The sequence below is a fragment of the Mycobacterium sp. IS-1556 genome, assembly GCF_001499985.1.
GTDB lineage: Bacteria > Actinomycetota > Actinomycetes > Mycobacteriales > Mycobacteriaceae > Mycobacterium.
Map to the genome: position 1 here is coordinate 147,287 of NZ_LQIM01000041.1, position 16,869 is coordinate 164,155.

16 protein-coding genes are annotated in these 16,869 nt (G+C 67.8%); 13 read left to right on the forward strand and 3 right to left on the reverse strand.

Annotated features, from left to right (window positions below; genetic code table 11):
• The first annotated feature begins 97 nt into the window (after nt 1–97).
• Complete coding sequence (secA, locus tag AU187_RS23530; RefSeq protein WP_059099004.1) at nt 98–2,956, forward strand: preprotein translocase subunit SecA; 2,859 nt, start codon at nt 98–100, stop codon at nt 2,954–2,956.
• Nucleotides 2,957–3,036: 80 nt separating this feature from the next.
• Here secA and AU187_RS23535 read toward each other — a convergent pair whose 3' ends face one another.
• On the reverse strand, nt 3,037–3,519 hold the full coding sequence (locus AU187_RS23535; protein ID WP_059099086.1) for an Rv3235 family protein: 483 nt from the start codon (nt 3,517–3,519) through the stop codon (nt 3,037–3,039).
• A 235-nt stretch (nt 3,520–3,754) separates the two neighbouring features.
• On the opposite strand from AU187_RS23535, the gene AU187_RS23540 reads away from it, so the two are divergent.
• From AU187_RS23540 to AU187_RS23560, 5 genes are all read left to right on the forward strand, one after another.
• Nucleotides 3,755–5,164 carry a WS/DGAT/MGAT family O-acyltransferase gene (locus AU187_RS23540; RefSeq protein ID WP_059099003.1) on the forward strand — a complete coding sequence of 470 codons (1,410 nt, stop codon included), beginning with the start codon at nt 3,755–3,757 and terminating at the stop codon, nt 5,162–5,164.
• Between the two features lie 61 nt (nt 5,165–5,225).
• Nucleotides 5,226–6,974, forward strand: a complete 1,749-nt coding sequence (locus AU187_RS23545) for a BCCT family transporter (RefSeq protein WP_059167420.1) — start codon at nt 5,226–5,228, stop codon at nt 6,972–6,974.
• 21 nt (nt 6,975–6,995) lie between these two features.
• The gene (locus AU187_RS23550) at nt 6,996–7,496 is read left to right on the forward strand and encodes a DUF6912 family protein (protein WP_502687791.1); all 501 of its coding nucleotides are present in this window, start codon (nt 6,996–6,998) and stop codon (nt 7,494–7,496) included.
• A gap of 63 nt (nt 7,497–7,559) precedes the next feature.
• The gene (locus AU187_RS23555) at nt 7,560–8,696 is read left to right on the forward strand and encodes a ferredoxin reductase (RefSeq protein WP_059099000.1); all 1,137 of its coding nucleotides are present in this window, start codon (nt 7,560–7,562) and stop codon (nt 8,694–8,696) included.
• 69 nt (nt 8,697–8,765) lie between these two features.
• A complete protein-coding gene (locus tag AU187_RS23560) occupies nt 8,766–9,998 on the forward strand; it encodes a fatty acid desaturase family protein (protein WP_059098999.1) in 1,233 nt (410 codons plus the stop codon).
• Between the two features lie 62 nt (nt 9,999–10,060).
• Here the strand turns inward: AU187_RS23560 and rsgA are convergent, their stop codons facing one another.
• Nucleotides 10,061–11,038, reverse strand: coding sequence for a ribosome small subunit-dependent GTPase A (gene rsgA / locus AU187_RS23565; protein ID WP_059098998.1), 978 nt, complete (start codon nt 11,036–11,038; stop codon nt 10,061–10,063).
• Nucleotides 11,035–12,348 carry a 3-phosphoshikimate 1-carboxyvinyltransferase gene (aroA, locus tag AU187_RS23570; protein ID WP_231740290.1) on the reverse strand — a complete coding sequence of 438 codons (1,314 nt, stop codon included), beginning with the start codon at nt 12,346–12,348 and terminating at the stop codon, nt 11,035–11,037. Before aroA ends, rsgA begins: the two co-directional genes overlap by 4 nt.
• A 51-nt stretch (nt 12,349–12,399) precedes the next feature.
• Between aroA and AU187_RS23575 the strand changes: the two genes are divergently transcribed.
• The 7 genes from AU187_RS23575 (at nt 12,400) to AU187_RS23605 (ending at nt 16,865) form a co-directional block, all read left to right on the forward strand.
• The gene (locus AU187_RS23575) at nt 12,400–13,158 is read left to right on the forward strand and encodes an SOS response-associated peptidase (RefSeq protein ID WP_059099085.1); all 759 of its coding nucleotides are present in this window, start codon (nt 12,400–12,402) and stop codon (nt 13,156–13,158) included.
• A gap of 72 nt (nt 13,159–13,230) precedes the next feature.
• A complete protein-coding gene (locus AU187_RS23580) occupies nt 13,231–13,830 on the forward strand; it encodes a TetR/AcrR family transcriptional regulator (RefSeq protein ID WP_059098996.1) in 600 nt (199 codons plus the stop codon).
• Entirely contained in the window at nt 13,827–14,663 is an 837-nt protein-coding gene (locus tag AU187_RS23585; RefSeq protein WP_059098995.1) for an enoyl-CoA hydratase/isomerase family protein, read from the forward strand. The genes AU187_RS23580 and AU187_RS23585 overlap by 4 nt, the downstream gene beginning before the upstream one ends.
• A gap of 92 nt (nt 14,664–14,755) precedes the next feature.
• A complete protein-coding gene (locus AU187_RS23590; protein WP_231740284.1) occupies nt 14,756–14,977 on the forward strand; it encodes a hypothetical protein in 222 nt (73 codons plus the stop codon).
• Entirely contained in the window at nt 14,974–15,834 is an 861-nt protein-coding gene (locus tag AU187_RS23595; protein WP_059098994.1) for an oxygenase MpaB family protein, read from the forward strand. Before AU187_RS23590 ends, AU187_RS23595 begins: the two co-directional genes overlap by 4 nt.
• Nucleotides 15,831–16,079 (forward strand): hypothetical protein, encoded by a 249-nt coding sequence (locus tag AU187_RS23600; RefSeq protein ID WP_059098993.1) that lies wholly within the window; start codon nt 15,831–15,833, stop codon nt 16,077–16,079. The genes AU187_RS23595 and AU187_RS23600 overlap by 4 nt, the downstream gene beginning before the upstream one ends.
• A gap of 27 nt (nt 16,080–16,106) precedes the next feature.
• Nucleotides 16,107–16,865: a YqjF family protein gene (locus AU187_RS23605; RefSeq protein WP_059098992.1), complete on the forward strand. Its 759-nt coding sequence runs from the start codon at nt 16,107–16,109 to the stop codon at nt 16,863–16,865.
• Nucleotides 16,866–16,869: the final 4 nt, after the last annotated feature.

Genomic DNA, 16,869 nt, shown 5'->3' on the forward strand with positions numbered 1-16,869 from the left:
TCGCCTGGGCCGGGGCTTGGCCTAGCTCGGCCGGGTCCGGCCGCATGTCACCTACCATGGGTTGAGCTCAAGACTTTCAACCCATAGGGGAACTAGCGTGCTGCAAAAGTTGCTGCGTCTCGGCGAGGGCCGCATGGTCAAGCGCCTCAATGGAGTGGCCGACTACGTCGACTCCCTGGAAGGCGATATCGAGAAGCTGACCGACGCCGAGCTGCGGGCCAAGACCGCCGAGTTCAAGAAGCGCGTCGACGACGGCACGAGCCTCGATGACCTGCTACCCGAGGCGTTCGCCGTCGCCCGCGAGGCGGCTTGGCGCGTGCTGAATCAGAAGCCGTTCAAGGTGCAGTTGATGGGCGGCGCGGCACTGCACTTCGGAAACGTCGCGGAGATGAAGACCGGTGAAGGCAAGACCCTCACCAGCGTGTTGCCCGCCTACCTCAACGCGCTGTCGGGCAAGGGCGTGCACATCGTCACCGTGAACGACTACCTGGCCCGGCGCGATGCCGAGTGGATGGGACGTGTGCACCGGTTCCTCGGCCTGGAGGTCGGCGTGATCCTGGCGCAGATGACCCCGGACCAGCGGCGGACCGCCTACGGCGCCGACATCACGTACGGCACGAACAACGAGTTCGGCTTCGACTATCTGCGCGACAACATGGCGCACTCCCTTGCCGACCTGGTCCAGCGCGGCCACAACTTCGCGATCGTCGACGAGGTCGACTCCATCCTGATCGACGAGGCCCGCACCCCGCTGATCATCTCCGGCCCGGCCGACGGCGCGTCGAACTGGTACACCGAGTTCGCGCGCCTGGCCCCGCTGATGGAGAAGGACGTCCACTACGAGGTCGACATCCGCAAACGCACCGTCGGCGTGCACGAACTGGGCGTCGAGTTCGTCGAAGACCAACTCGGCATCGACAACCTGTATGAGGCCGCCAACTCGCCGCTGGTCAGCTACCTCAACAATGCGCTGAAGGCCAAGGAACTGTTCCAGCGCGACAAGGACTACATCGTGCGCGACGGCGAGGTGCTCATCGTCGACGAGTTCACCGGCCGCGTACTGGTCGGCCGCCGCTACAACGAGGGCATGCACCAGGCCATCGAGGCCAAGGAGCACGTCGAGATCAAGGCCGAGAACCAGACGCTGGCCACGATCACGCTGCAGAACTACTTCCGGCTCTACGACAAGCTCGCAGGCATGACCGGCACCGCCCAGACCGAGGCGGCCGAACTGCACGAGATCTACAAGCTCGGCGTCGTACCGATTCCGACCAACAAGCCGATGATCCGCGCCGATCAGTCCGACCTGATCTACAAGACCGAAGAGGCCAAGTACATCGCGGTCGTCGACGACGTCGCCGAACGGTACGAGAAGGGCCAACCGGTGCTGATCGGCACCACCAGCGTGGAACGCTCGGAGTACCTGTCGCGCCAGTTCACCAAGCGTCGCATCCCGCACAACGTGCTCAACGCGAAGTACCACGAGCAGGAGGCGTCGATCATCGCCGAGGCCGGCCGGCTGGGCGCGATCACCGTCGCCACCAACATGGCGGGCCGCGGCACCGACATCGTGCTCGGCGGCAACCCGGACTTCCTGACCGACAAGCGGCTGCGCGAACGCGGCCTGGACCCCGTCGAAACGCCCGAGGAATACGAAAAGGGCTGGCACGAGATGCTGTCCCAGGTCAAGGGCGAATGTGCGCAGGAGGCCGAAGACGTCATCGCCGCGGGCGGCCTCTACGTGCTGGGCACCGAACGACACGAATCGCGGCGCATCGACAACCAGCTACGCGGCCGCTCGGGCCGCCAGGGCGATCCGGGCGAGTCGCGGTTCTACCTGTCGCTGGGCGACGAGCTCATGCGACGGTTCAACGGCGCGACGCTGGAGGCGCTGCTGACCCGGCTGAACCTGCCCGACGACGTGCCGATCGAGGCGAAGATGGTCACCCGCGCGATCAAGAGCGCGCAGACCCAGGTCGAGCAGCAGAACTTCGAGGTCCGCAAGAACGTCCTCAAGTACGACGAGGTGATGAACCAGCAGCGCATGGTCATCTACGACGAGCGGCGGCGCATCCTCGAGGGGGAGAACCTGGCCGAGCAGGCCCGCAAGATGCTCGTCGACGTGATCACCGCGTACGTCGACGGAGCGACCGCCGAGGGCTACGCCGAGGACTGGGACCTCGAGCAGCTCTGGACCGCGCTCAAACAGCTCTACCCGGTCGGCATCGACCACCACGACCTGATCGACTCCGATGCAATCGGTGAGCCCGGCGAGCTGACCCGCGAGGAACTGCTCGAAGCACTGATCGCCGACGCCGACCGTGCCTACGCCGAGCGGGAGAAGCAGATCGAGGCGATCGCCGGCGAGGGGGCGATGCGCCAGCTGGAGCGCAATGTGCTGCTCAACGTGCTGGACCGCAAGTGGCGCGAACACCTCTACGAGATGGACTACCTCAAGGAGGGCATCGGCCTGCGCGCGATGGCGCAGCGCGATCCGCTCGTCGAATACCAGCGCGAAGGCTACGACATGTTCATCGGCATGCTCGAGGGCCTCAAGGAGGAGTCGGTCGGCTTCCTGTTCAACGTCGCGGTCGAACCCGCGCCGCAGCCGACGGTCGCCCCGGTCGCCACACCGGCCGGACTGACTGAGTTCGCCGAGGCTGCCGCCGCTCAAGCGCAGGACGGCGGCCAGGGAAGCGTCGCGACCAAGGAGCGGCCGGTCCCTGCTGGAGCTGGATCGCCGGCTCAGCCGGCGGCCCTGCGCGCCAAGGGAATCGGCGACGAATCACGACCGCTGACCTACAGCGGGCCGTCGGAGGACGGTTCGGCACAGGTGCAGCGTTCGGACAACGGCGGCGGCGCACCGCGGCGTCCGGTCGGTGGCGGCAGCCGCAAGGAGCGCCGCCAAGCCGAACGCCAGCGGGCCCGCGAAGAGAAGGCGATGCGCAGGCGTTAAGTCTCGAAACTGAGCTTGTGCTCGAGAAACCGATGAAACCTCGTGCACAGGCTCAGACTCGGCGGCTGAGAACATGGCGCTCAACCGATCTGCAGCGCGACAATGCGCCAGCGGTCGCCCTCGAGCGCGATCCGCGCCGCGATCGCCCGAATGCGCTGCCCGCGGCTGTAGGTGCCGAACACTTCGGCGGCCGGGCCTCCGTCATCGACCATGCGCAACCGGATACGGCGCAGCGTGGCGGCCGCCGAATGCGGGCAACGGGTCATCGCGAGCACCGTTTCGATCAGCGCGGGCGCCAGCAGCGGTCGCAACTGGGCCACCGGGCGACGCCGGTCGATCACCTCGAGCACCCGGCGCAACGCCGCGTCGGCGAAGGCGACCGCGGCTCGCGACGGGGCGGGTTCCCGGACGGGCGCAATCGGTACCGGCCGCTGCGGATGCACCGCCCGCCCACCGGGCCCGCCAGACTGCCTGCGGCGCAGGGCTTTCGGCATCGGCGGCGGACAGGCGCCGATTCCCACGGGCGCGGGTTCGCAGTCGACGACGGGCTCGATGACCCCGATTCGGACCCCTGCCCGTCGGGCGGATGGAGCTTCCCCGGCGGGGGTACGCGATGGTGGCACCACAACTTCTCCAGCAAGTCGACGAGATGGGACGCGTCCACTGGAGAGTCGCAGACCCCATCATGATCGCACGGTTCGCAGGAGGTCCGGCGCACCCGTGATGCGCACCCCCGGGGTCGGGCTATAGCGTGGCGGGGTCTTTTCACGCGGACCACAGGGGAGGAGCGGCGTCGCGATGGTCACCCGGTTGTCGGCAGCAGACGCGTCGTTCTATCACCTGGAGAACACGTCGACGCCGATGTACGTGGGGTCACTGGCGATTCTGCGGAAACCTCGCGGCGGCTTGAGTTATGAAACATTGCTCGCCACGGTCGAACAACGGCTGCCGCAGATTCCGCGCTACCGCCAGAAGGTCCGCGAGGTCACGCTCGGCCTGGCGCGGCCGGTGTGGGTGGACGACCGTGATTTCGACATCACCTATCACATCCGCCGATCGGCGTTGCCGTCGCCGGGCAGCGACGCCCAGTTGCACGAGCTCATCGCCCGGCTGGGGTCGCGGCCGCTGGACAAGTCCCGGCCGCTGTGGGAGATGTACCTGATCGAGGGCCTGGCCAAGAACCGCATCGCGCTCTACACCAAGTCACATCAGGCGTTGGTGAACGGGATGACCGCGCTGGAGATCGGGCACGTCATCGCCGACCGCACCCAGAAGCCGCCGGAGTTCGGCGAGGACATCTGGATCCCGTTGCGCGAGCCCAGCGATCGGCAGTTGTTGCTCGGCGCCGTCGGCGAGTGGATCATGCGCCCGGCCGACCAGTTCGGTGCGCTGCGCTCCGCCGTCGTCGACGTCGCAACCAACGCGGGCCAGTTGGTCGATATGGGGCGCCGGTTCGTCGAGGTGGTCCGTACGGTCGCGCGCGGCACCGCGCCGAGCAGCCCGCTCAACACCACCGTCTCACGCAACCGCCGGCTCACGGTGGCCAGCGGACGACTCGAGGACTTTCGCACGGTGCGGGCCCGTTACGACTGCGATGTCAACGACGTTGTGCTGGCCGTGGTGGCCGGCGCATTGCGCAACTGGCTGATGAGCCGCGGTGAGCCGGTGACCGCCACGACGAGGGTGCGCGCGATGGCGCCGATGTCGGTGTATCCCGACGCCGAACTCGACGCGGCCGGTCCCGGCCAGGCCATCAGCGAGGTGTCGCCGTTCCTCGTGGACCTGCCCGTGGGCGAGGCCAACCCCGTGGTGCGGCTCTCTCAGATCGCGCACACCACCGAATCGGCGTCCACCGCCGCCAGCCTGGTCGACGCCAGGACCATCGTGACCCTGTCGGGATTCGCGCCGCCGACCCTGCACGCGATGGGCATCCGCGTCGCGACGACGTTCTCGGCCCGCCAGTTCAACCTCCTGATCACCAACGTGCCGGGCGCACAGCATCAGATGTACATCGCCGGCACCAAGCTGCTGGAGACTTACGCCGTGCCGCCTTTGCTGGCCAACCAGGTACTGGCGCTCGGGGTGACGTCCTACAACGGCATGGTCTACTTCGGAATCAATGCCGATCGCGACGCGATGAGCGACGTCGACGTTTTGCCGAGCCTGCTGCGAGAATCGCTGGAAGAACTGCTAGAGGCCGCTCAGTGACCCAGTTGTCGCCTTTGCGGGATTGACTCGCTCACCGCCACCGGGGTCGAATTGGCTCACCATGACCACCAGTGCCGAGAACGAGACGACCGGAAAAGTCAAAGCAGCGACGCGGCGGGCGTTCAAGTCGCCCACGGAGGATGTAGTCCCCCATCCCGTGCTCGATCAGCCGATCGAAGAGGAGGCCATCACCCGCTCGCGCGGAGTGGACTGGATCGTCTTCGGCGTCACCGCGGTCGTCGCGATCGCGTTTCTGGTGTGGGGCTTCCTCAGCACGCGAACCCTGGCCACCGCGTCGGACAGCGCCCTGACATGGGTGATGAACAACACGGGATGGTTGTTCGTGCTGACGGCCTCGGGGTTCGTGGTCTTCATCCTGTGGCTGGCGGTCGGCCGCTACGGCGCGATTCCGCTGGGCCGCGACGACGAGGAGCCCGAATTCAACGGGGTGTCGTGGGTCGCGATGATGTTCAGTGCCGGCATGGGTATCGGCTTGATGTTCTTCGGGGTGGCCGAACCGCTGTCGCACTTCGCGTCGCCGCCGCCCGGCACCGGCCGGCAGGGCGATCCCGAGGCCGTGCAGACCGCGATGGCCACCACGTTGTTCCACTGGACGCTGCACCCGTGGGCCATCTACGCGGTCGTCGGCCTGGCGATCAGCTACGGCGTCTACCGCAAAGGCCGGCGGCAGCTGATCAGCGCGGCCTTCGAGCCTCTGCTGGGCTCCCGCGCGAACGGGCGGTGGGGCAAGGTCATCGACATGCTTGCGATCTTCGCCACGCTGTTCGGTTCGGCCGCCTCGCTGGGCTTGGGCGCGTTGCAGATTCGCAGTGGTCTGCAGATCGTCGGCGGCATCGGGGAAGCCGGAAACGCCGTCCTCGTCATGATCATCGCGGTGCTCACGGTGGCCTTCGTGTTGTCGGCGGTATCGGGGGTCGCGCGCGGCATCCAGTGGCTGTCCAACATCAACATGGTCCTGGCGGTGCTGCTGGCCGTATTCGTATTCGTGGTGGGCCCAACGGTTTTCATCCTCAACCTGCTGCCGACATCGATGGGCAGCTATCTGGCCGACCTCGCGATGATGTCGGCGCGCACGGGTGCAGAGGGCGCCGAGGTCAACCAATGGCTGCAGTCCTGGACGATCTTCTACTGGGCCTGGTGGGTGTCGTGGACGCCGTTCGTCGGCATGTTCATCGCACGAATCTCGCGGGGCCGCACCATTCGTCAGTTCGTCACGGGTGTGCTGCTGGTGCCGAGCCTGGTGTCGCTGGTGTGGTTCGCGGTGTTCGGCGGCTCGGCGATCAGAGAACAGCAGGGCGGCGTCGACCTCGCGGGGGAGGGCAGCATCGAGGCGCAGCTGTTCGGCCTGCTCGAGCAGTACCCCGTCGCCACCGTCGCCAGCGTGGTGGTGATGGTGCTGGTGGCGATCTTCTTCGTCTCCGGTGCGGACGCCGCGTCGGTGGTGATGGGTTCGCTGTCCCAGCACGGCACGATCAAACCCAGCAGATCGACGGTGATCTTCTGGGGCGTCGCGAACGGCGCCGTCGCGGCGGTGATGTTGTTGGTCGGCGGGGAGGACGCCCTGACCGGCTTGCAGACCATCACGATCATCGTTGCGCTGCCGTTCGTGCTCGTGATGGTCGGTATGGCGGTGGCGTTGGTGAAGGATCTACGCCGTGACCCGCTGATGGTCCGCAGGGAGTACGCGGCGGAGGCCGTCGACACCGCCGTCATCCACGGTGTCATACAACACGGCGACGACTTCATCATCTCGGTGGAGAAGGATCCCGCGAGCGGCAAATCCCAGTAGTTCCCGACCGGCTAATCTCGCCTGGTGCGCGTGTACATCCCGGCGACCCTGGCCATGCTGCAGCAGCTCGTCGCCGACCGGACGCTGTACGCCCGCAGCGGCACCGCGTTCGCGGTGACGCCCGCGCTGCGCGAGTCCTACGCCGAGGGCGACGACGACGAACTCGCCGAGGTGGCGCGACGGGAAGCCGCGCTGGCCTCGCTGCGCTTGCTCGCCGGCGAAGGCACGTCCGGCCTGCCGCCGCGGCGCGCGGTGGTGGAGGCGGAGGTCGACGGGGCGATACCCCGGCCCGATCTCGACGACGCCGTGGTGCGGCTGCCCGGTCCGCTCGCATTCGACGACGTCATCGCCGCATATGTGGACAACGCCGAAGCCGAGTCCGCGGTCCTGCCCGCGATCGAGGCCGTCGACGAGGCGGACCTTGGCGATGAGGATGCGGACTTCGTCGTCGGTGACGCCCAGGACCACGACCTGGCCTGGTACGCGCCGCAGGAACTACCGTTCCTGCTCGAGCTGCTCTGAACGTTTCAGCTGTTCACGGGGGTAAAGTAGGTACGGAGGCGTAGGTTACGGTACCGTAGGTTCATGGCCAAGAACTACGTCAAGGTCTCGGCCAATGTCGCCGATACGGTGCGGCCGACCGTCGCCGGGGCCAAGCAGCATCCGGGACTGAACGCCTTGCGAACCATTGCCGGGCGTATCACGACGCCGCTGCTGCCCGACGATTACCTCAAGCTCGCCAACCCGCTCTGGTCGGCGCGCGAGCTGCGCGGGCGGGTGCTCGACGTCCGCCGGGAGACCGAGGACTCGGCGACGTTGGTCATCAAGCCCGGGTGGGGCTTCACGTTCGACTACCGCCCCGGCCAGTACATCGGGATCGGTGTGCAGATCGAAGGCCGCTGGCGGTGGCGGTCGTACTCGCTGACCTCGACGCCGTCGCGAACCACCCGCACGATCACGATCACGGTCAAGGCGATGCCGGAGGGGTTCCTGTCGACGCATCTCGTCGAGGGGCTCGCACCGGGCACGATCGTGCGGTTGGCCGCGCCCCAGGGCAACTTCGTGATGCCCGACCCGGCACCGGCGAAGGTGTTGTTCCTCACCGGCGGCTCCGGCATCACGCCGGTGATGTCGATGCTTCGCACCTTGGCTCGCCGCGACCAGATCACCGACATCGTCCATTTGCATTCGGCGCCAACGGAATCGGAGGTCATGTTCGCCGGTGAGCTGGGTGAGCTGGCCCGTGCGCATGACGGCTATGAGTTGCGGCTGCGCTCGACGCGCACACAAGGCCGGCTGGACGTCTCGCGGCTGGATGACCAGGTGCCCGACTGGCGGGAGCGCCAGACGTGGGCGTGTGGTCCGGCGGGCATGCTCGACGCCGCCCAGCGGGCGTGGTCGGCGGCCGGCCTCGAAGACCGGTTGCACCTCGAGCGCTTTGCGGTGTCCAAGGCCGCCGTGCACGGGCAGGGCGGCACGGTCGAGTTCGCGCGGAGCGGCAAGACGGTCACCGTGGACGCCGCGACGCCGTTGATGGATGCCGGCGAGCAGGTGGGCATCCGGATGCCGTTCGGCTGCCGGATGGGTATCTGCCAGTCGTGTGTGGTGGGCCTGGTCGAGGGGCATGTTCGCGACTTGCGCACGGGCGACGAGCGCGAGCCGGGGTCGCGGATACAGACGTGTATCTCCGCAGCATCGGGCGATTGCGTGCTCGATGTCTGAGGTTTACTGGCTGGTAACCTACGGGTACGTAGGTTACGTTAGCGTAGGCATGCGAGAGGAGGCTTGACGGTGGCAATCACTGACGTTCCCGAATTCGCGCATCTGACCGAGGCGGACATCGAGAGCCTGGCCGTGGAATTGGATGCGATCCGCCAGGACATCGAAGACTCCCGCGGTGAGCGCGACGCCCGCTACATCCGCCGCACCATCGCGGCCCAGCGTGCGCTGGAGGTGGCCGCGCGACTGATGCTGGCCGCAAGCAATCGTCGCTCGGCGTGGTGGGCCGGCACCGTCACGCTCGGCGTGGCCAAGATCATCGAGAACATGGAGATCGGCCACAACGTCATGCACGGCCAATGGGATTGGATGAACGATCCCGAGATCCATTCCTCGACGTGGGAGTGGGACATGAGCGGAGCGTCCAAGCACTGGCGCTTCACCCACAACTTCATGCACCACAAGTACACGAACATCCTGGGCATGGACGACGATGTGGGCTACGGCCTGATCCGCGTCACCCGGGACACCAAATGGAAGCCCATGAACCTGTTGAACCTGGTGTTCAACACGGTCTTGATGGCGCTGTTCGAATGGGGAGTCGGACTGCAGCACTTGGAGATCGGCAAGATCTTCAAGGGTCGCGACGACCGCAAGGCCACGTTCGTGCGGCTACGGGAGTTCGGCGTCAAGGCGGGCAACCAGGTGGCCAAGGACTACGTCGTCTACCCGGCGCTGACCTCGTTGTCGCCCGGTGCGTCGTTCAAGTCGACGATGAAGGCCAACGCGGTCGCCAACATCATCCGCAACGTGTGGGCGAACGCCGTGATCTTCTGCGGCCACTTTCCGGACGGTGCAGAGAAATTCACCAAGACCGACATGGTCGGTGAGACCAAGGGCCAGTGGTACCTGCGTCAGATGCTGGGCAGCGCCAACTTCGAGAACGGCCCGGTGCTGCGGTTCATGAGCGGCAACCTGTGCCATCAGATCGAACACCACCTGTTTCCCGATCTGCCGAGCAACCGGTATTACGAGATCTCGATCCGGGTGCGCCAGTTGTGCGACAAGTACGACCTGCCGTACACGACGGGTTCGTTCCTGCTGCAGTACGGCAAGGCCTGGCGGACCATCGCCAAGCTGTCGCTGCCGGACAAGTACCTGACCGACACCCGCGACGATGCGCCGGAGACCCGCAGCGAGCGGATGTTCGCCGAGTTGGAGCCGGGTCAGCGGCGTGGGCTGAAGTCGGCGATCGCTGCCGCGCGGGCCCGCCGTCGCGTGCGTCGTACCACAACGTCAGTCTGAGAGCGTCACCGCGCATATATAGCCACGACGACGCTCTCAGCGCGACATTGTGTCGGGACGACCTACGAGTGGAGCGCGGACAGCAGTCGCCGGGCCGCGCCGACACGGCCGACCGCCGGGCCGCTCAGCGCGTCGAGGGCGCATTCGGGATCGGCGGGCGGACCCATGTGCCCGCAGCCGCGCGGACAGTCCTTGATCGCCTCGGCCAGGTCGGAGAAGGCCAGCAGCACGTCGTCGGGTTCGATGTGGGCCAACCCGAACGACCGGATGCCCGGCGTATCGATCACCCAACCCCCCAAGCTCAGCGGCAGCGCCACCGACTGTGTCGAGGTATGCCTGCCCTTGCCGACGTCGGTGACCTCTCCGGTAGCCCGTTCGGCTTGCGGCACAAGGCGATTCACCAACGTCGACTTTCCGACCCCGGAGTGGCCGAGCAGCACGGTGACCCGGTCGACCAGTAGCGGGGCGACCACGTCGAGCGGGTCGTCGCGGCCCGCGGTGGTGACCGTCAGATCGAGGTCGGCGAACTGCGCCGCGAACGGTTCGGGCGAAGCGAGATCCGTCTTGGTCAGGCACAGGATCGGCTCGAGCCCGCCGGCGTAGGCGGCGATCAGCGCGCGCTCCACCAGGCCGGCACGCGGCGGCGGGTCGGCGAGCGCGACGACGATCAACAACTGGTCGGCGTTGGCGACGACGACCCGCTCGCTGGGATCGGTGTCATCGGCCGTGCGGCGCAACACTGTTCGTCGTGCACCGCGCCGCACGATGCGGGCCAGCGTGTCGGGCCGGCCCGACAGATCGCCGACGATCCCGACCTCGTCGCCGACGACGATCGGCGTGCGGCCCAACTCCCGCGCCCGCATCGCGATGACCCGGCGGTCCGGGTCGCCGCCGAGCGCGCAGCCCCACCGTCCCCGGTCGACGGTCACCACCATCGCCTCCTGCGCGTCGGCGTGGTCGGGCCGAATCTTGGTCCGCGGCCGAGAGCCCCGGCCGGGTCGCACCCGGACATCGGACTCGTCGTACTCGCGCCGACTCAAGCCGGGTCGACCTCCGTCGCCTGTCCGGCCAGCATGTCGGCCCAGAGCTGCGGGAAGCCGGGCAGTGTCTTGGCGGTGGTCTCGATGTCCTCCACCGCGACACCGGGAACCCGAAGTCCCACAATGGCTCCCGCGGTGGCCATCCGATGGTCGGCGTACGAGTGCCACAGGCCGCCGTGCAGCGGTCGGGCGGTGATCATCAGCCCGTCGGCCGTCTCCTCGCAATCTCCGCCGAGGGCGTTGATCTCGGTCGACAGCGCGGCCAACCGGTCGGTTTCGTGTCCGCGCAGATGCGCGACACCCGACAGTTTCGACACCGAGCCGGGGGAGGCCAGCGCGGCGAGCGCCGCAACCGCCGGTGTCAGTTCACCGACCTCGTGCAGGTCGACGTCGATGCCGTCGTAGACCTGGGCGCCGTGCACTTCGAGGTACGAGTCTGCGTGGTGGACAACCGTTCCCAGCTTCTTCAGGATCGCGATGATCACCTCGGCCGGTTGTGTGCTGACCCGCGGCCACCCGGTCAGCCGGACGGTACCGCCGCTGACCACGGCCGCGGCGAGGAACGGCACCGCGTTGGACAGGTCGGGCTCGATGACCCAGCGCCGGGCGGCGACCGGCCCCGGCGCCACCCGCCACCTGTTGGGCTCGCTGTCGTCGACGTGGACGCCGGCGTCGCGCAGCATCGCGACTGTCATCGCCACATGCGGCGCCGACGGCACCGACTCACCGGTGTGCACGATCGTCAGTCCGTCGCTGAACCCCGCACCGGAGAGCAGCAGGCCCGAGACGAACTGCGAGGACGCTGACGCGTCGATCTCGACGGTGCCTCCGGCGACCGCGCCGGCGCCGCGCACGGCGAACGGCAGGCCGTCGCCGTCGATGTCGACCCCGAGGCCGCGTAGCGCGTCGAGCAGCGGCGTGATCGGGCGGGCGCGGGCCTGCTCGTCGCCGTCAAACGTCACCGTCGCGCTGCTCAGGGCGGCGACGGGCGGAACGAACCGCAGCACCGTGCCCGCCAGCCCGCAGTCGATGCACGCTCCGTCGGGCGGCGCGAGTTCTCCGCCGACGCTCAGCTCGTCGCCCCCGCCGCCGACCGTCACGCCGAGCGCCTGCAGCGCGCCGACCATCAGGTCGGTGTCGCGGCTGCGCAGCGCGCCGCTGATCGTCGACTCACCGTTCGCGGTGGCCAGCGCGGCCAGCACCAACGCCCGGTTCGTCTGCGACTTGGAGCCCGGCACGGTGACCGTCGCATCCACCGGACTCGACGTCGACGGGGCCGGCCAGGCCGCCGGCTCTCGGTCTCCGCGCACGCTCACGGCTCCCATCTTCCCTTGTCGGCTTCGCGTGCCACCATGGGATTCATGTGTGGACGTTTCGCGGTGACCACCGACCCGGCGCTGCTGGCCGAGAAAATCAAGGCGATCGACGAAACGACCTCCGGTAAGGAGCCGACGCGACCCAACTACAACGTCGCCCCGACCACCACGATCAGCACCGTGGTCAAGCGGCACACCGAACCCGACGACGACGCCACCCGGCGGCTGCGGTCGATGCGCTGGGGGCTGGTGCCGCCGTGGGCCAAGTCCACCGAAGAGGGCGGCCCGGAGACCAAGGGGCCACTGTTGATCAACGCCCGCTCCGACAAGCTGACCACCTCGCCGGTGTTCCGCAGCTCGGCCAAGAGCAAGCGCTGCCTGGTTCCGATGGACGGCTGGTACGAGTGGCAGAAGAAAGGCGAAGGGAAGGGGGCGAAGATTCCCTTCTTCATGTACGCCGGCGACGGCGAGCCACTGTTCATGGCGGGGTTGTGGTCGACGTGGCGGCCCAAGGACGGCCCCAAGGATGCCCCGCCGTTGCTGAGCTGCACCATCATCACCACCGACGCCGCCGGTCCGCTCGCCGAGATCCACGACCGGATGCCGCTGACCGTCAGCGCACGCGACTGGGACCGCTGGCTGGACCCCGACGCGCCGATCGACGAAGGCCTGCTGCGCGGCCACGGCGACCTGGACCGCATCGAGGTCCGGGAGGTCTCCCGGCTGGTGAACAACGTTCGCAACAACGGTCCTGAGCTGATCGAGCCGGTGGAACCGCAGGCCGAGCAGGGCACCCTGCTCTGACGGTCCCGGGCGCCGCGCTCAGGCGCAGTCACACTTGACAGAGGATTCCTCGGTACAGATAGAGTAATCCTCGTGCCCTCGAGGAACCGGGCCGGACCCGATGCGCGGACCCGACTGCTCGACGTCGCGCGGCGCCGGTTCGCGGCTGACGGTGCGTTGTCGGCCACGCTGGACGAGGTGCGTCGCGAGGCGGGTGTCAGCGTCGGCGCGCTGTATCACCACTTCCCGGACAAGCTTTCGCTGGCGACCGCGGTGTTCGCCCAGACACTCGGCGAGTACCAGGAGGGTTTCGTCGCGATGTTGCGCCGGCATGACACCGCCGAAGGCGGCATTCGCGGCGGGGTCGCCCATCACCTGCGGTGGGTGGCCGCTCATCGCGGCGAGGCGGCCTTCCTCCTCGGCCCCCGGCTCGACAGTCTCGAACTTCGCGAGCGCAACGACGGGTTCTTCGCCGCGGTCCGCGACTGGTGGCGCCCGCATCACAGCTACGGGGCGCTACAGCCGATGCGGGACGGGGTGACGGCCGCCCTGTGGCTCGGCCCAGCCCAGGAGTACAGCCGGCACTGGGTCGCCGGACCGGCGAAGCGGATGCCTTCGGCAACGGTTGAGATCTTCGCGGATGCCGCATGGGCGGCGTTGCGCGCCAACAACATCGAGGAGGATGTGCCATGACCGACAGGGCCGATTCGCTGTACCGGACGATGGTCGCCGCCGGCGACGACGTCGACGCGCCGGTGCGGTTGCGCGTCGAGCGCAGTGACGACAGAGCGGTGGTCACGCTCGACGAACCGCAGCGGCTCAACGTGCTGTCGGCCCCACTGGTGCGGCAGTTGCGGTCCGCGCTCGTCGAACTGGACGCCGACCCCGACGTGCGCGCTGTCGTGCTCACCGGTGCGGACCCTGGTTTCAGCGCTGGAGGCGATCTGCAGATGATGGATGCGGCGATCGGCCAGCTCGACGCGCCCGAGGGCACAGCCGACGTCTGGCGCTGGATCCGCCGCGAATTCGGCGGCATCGCGAGGCTGATCGCCGGATCGGACACGATCTTCGTGGCGGCACTCAACGGAGCGGCGGCCGGCGTCGGGCTGGCCTGGGCGCTGACATGTGATCTCGTGATCGCCAGCGAGCGTGCCGTAATCGTGCCGGCATTCGGCCGGCTGGGGCTGATCCCGGAGGTCGGCACGAGTTGGGCGTTGACCCGGCGACTGGGTTATCAGGGGGCGCTCGCGTTCTACCTGCGCGGCGCGCACATCGACGCCCGCCAGGCCCAGCGCCTCGGTCTGGTCCAGGAGGTGGTCGAACACGATCGACTGCTGGCCGCCGCCGACGAATGGTGCTCGCGCATCTGCGCGATGCCGCCGCACACGGTCGCGATGGCCAAGCCGCTGCTCCGCGCGGCCGCCGACGCCGACTGGGCCGACGCGCTCACGCTCGAAGAGTTCGCCGAGCCGACGTGCTTCACCACCGCCGCCTTCGCCGAGAGCGTGCGTTCGATGCTGAAGTGAACCCGCGCCGCCTTCACATCGGCGAATCGACCTGCTCACGCCTGAATGGTCATTAACATAGTGACCGCATCGGGAAAGTGGAGGGAGTGAGCGTGCTCAGCGCAGTGAGGAAGGTCTTGACCTTCGAGATGACCGTCGCCGAGTGGATCGGCACCGCGCTCATGCTCGCCGCACCCTACCTCGTCGTCGGCGTGGGCTGGACGGCGCTGAACCTGGACCAGCTGGACGGTACGGGCCTTGCGTGGCTCGGCCAGCTCATCGCGGCGATCGCGTTCTGGCCGGCAATGGTCTTCTCGGCGGTGTGCCTCGCATGACCGACCCCTACCGCATCACCGTGCGCCGTCGCACCGCGCGATGGGACACCGAGCCGGTCACCGCCGCGGAGGCGATGGACTTCTGGGCCTTCGCCGCGGGCGCGGCCAACGTCGTCATGCAGTTGTCCTGGCCGGAGGTGGGTTACGGCGTCGCCGAGAGCAAGGTCGATTCCGGAAATCTGCTCAAGCATCCGTGGAAGCGGGCGAGGACGACGTTCCAGTACCTCGCCGTGGCGGTGCTCGGCACGCCCGACGACCGCGCCGCGTTCCGGGAGGCGGTCAACTCCTCACACCGGCACGTCAAGTCGACCGCCGAAAGCCCGGTCCGGTACAACGCGTTCGACCGTGATCTGCAGATGTGGGTCGCTGCTTGCCTTTTCGTCGGTCTGGAGGACACCTATCAGCTGCTGCGCGGTGAGCTGACGCCGGAGCAGGCCGATCAGTTCTACCGTTCCGCGTGGCCGCTGGGTACCACGTTGCAGGTGACCGAGGAGCAGTGGCCGCCGACCCGTGCCGAGTTCGACGACTATTGGCGGCGCGCATGTCAGCGGGTTTCGATCGACGATCGGGTGCGAGATTATCTGCTCCACATGGTGAACCTGCGCATGATCAACCCGCTGCTGGCGCTGCCGTTCCGGCCGCTGCTGAAGTTCCTCACCACCGGCTTCCTCGCGCCGGTGTTCCGGGAGCAAATGGGGTTACGGTGGAGCGGCTTCAGACAGTTCCTCTTCGAAATGCTCTTTCTGACAGTCGCTTTGGTCAACAGATTCCTGCCGGTGTTCGTCCGGCAAGGCGGCAGCTACGTGCTGCTCGCCGATGTGCGCCGCCGGGTCCGCACCCACCGGGCGCTGGTATGACGACGCTGCGCCGCTTGCTGAGCCGTCGGATCAGCGTCGAGGCGATGATCGAGATCGCGATGTGGCTGGCGATTCCCTACCTGCTGATCGGTTTGGCGTGGGCGTTCTTCGACGCCGAACAGGTGCAGCTGATCGACACCGCGCTGCGTACCCGGATACCGGCGGGCTCGGACATCGCCGCGTTCATGCTCACCGCGGCGTTCTGGCCGGCCAACCTGCTCGGCGTCGAACTCTGCATGGCGTGAGGTTGGCAGCAGTGCCACGATGAGGCGATGACGGGCCGTCCCGACGAAGATCGTGAGCCGGGGCTGGCCGGCTATCCCGTCGTCGCCCCGCCGGTGCGCCGCCCCGTCATCTCCGAGCAGCTCTGGTGTGACCTGACATTCGTGCACTGGCCGGTGCGGCCGGAGGGCGTCGCGCATCTTCTTCCACCTGGTACCCGCCCGGACGTCTTCGCCGACGGGCTCACCTACGTCGGGCTGGTGGCCTTCACGATGCGCAGCACCACGCTCGGCCCTGCGCTGCGCGTCCCGTACTTCGGTACATTCGCCGAGACCAACGTCCGGTTGTATTCCGTCGATGACGCCGGTCGTCACGGCGTCGTGTTCATGTCACTGGAAGCCGAGCGCCTGGCCGTCGTTGCGGCCCTTCGTATCTCGCTTGGAATTCGGTATACCTGGGCCAGGATGCGCGTCGAGCGGTCAGGGGAGCGGGTGCGCTATCGCAGCGTGCGCCGATGGCCTCGTCGCGGACTGCGCAGCACGCTCGCCGTGCGGATCGGAGCCGAAGTGACCCCGACGCCGCTGGAGGTCTGGCTGACTGCGCGGTGGGGTGCGCACACCCGCAAGGCCGGCAGGACCTGGTGGGTGCCCAACGAACACGACCCCTGGCCACTGTGCGCGGCCGAGATCGCCGAGTTCGACGACGATCTCGTCGCTGCCGCCGGTGTCATCCCCGCAGGCCCGAGACTGCGGGCGCTGTTCACGAACGGTGTGCGCGCGCGGTTCGGGCGCCCCTGCATCGTCGCCTGACCGG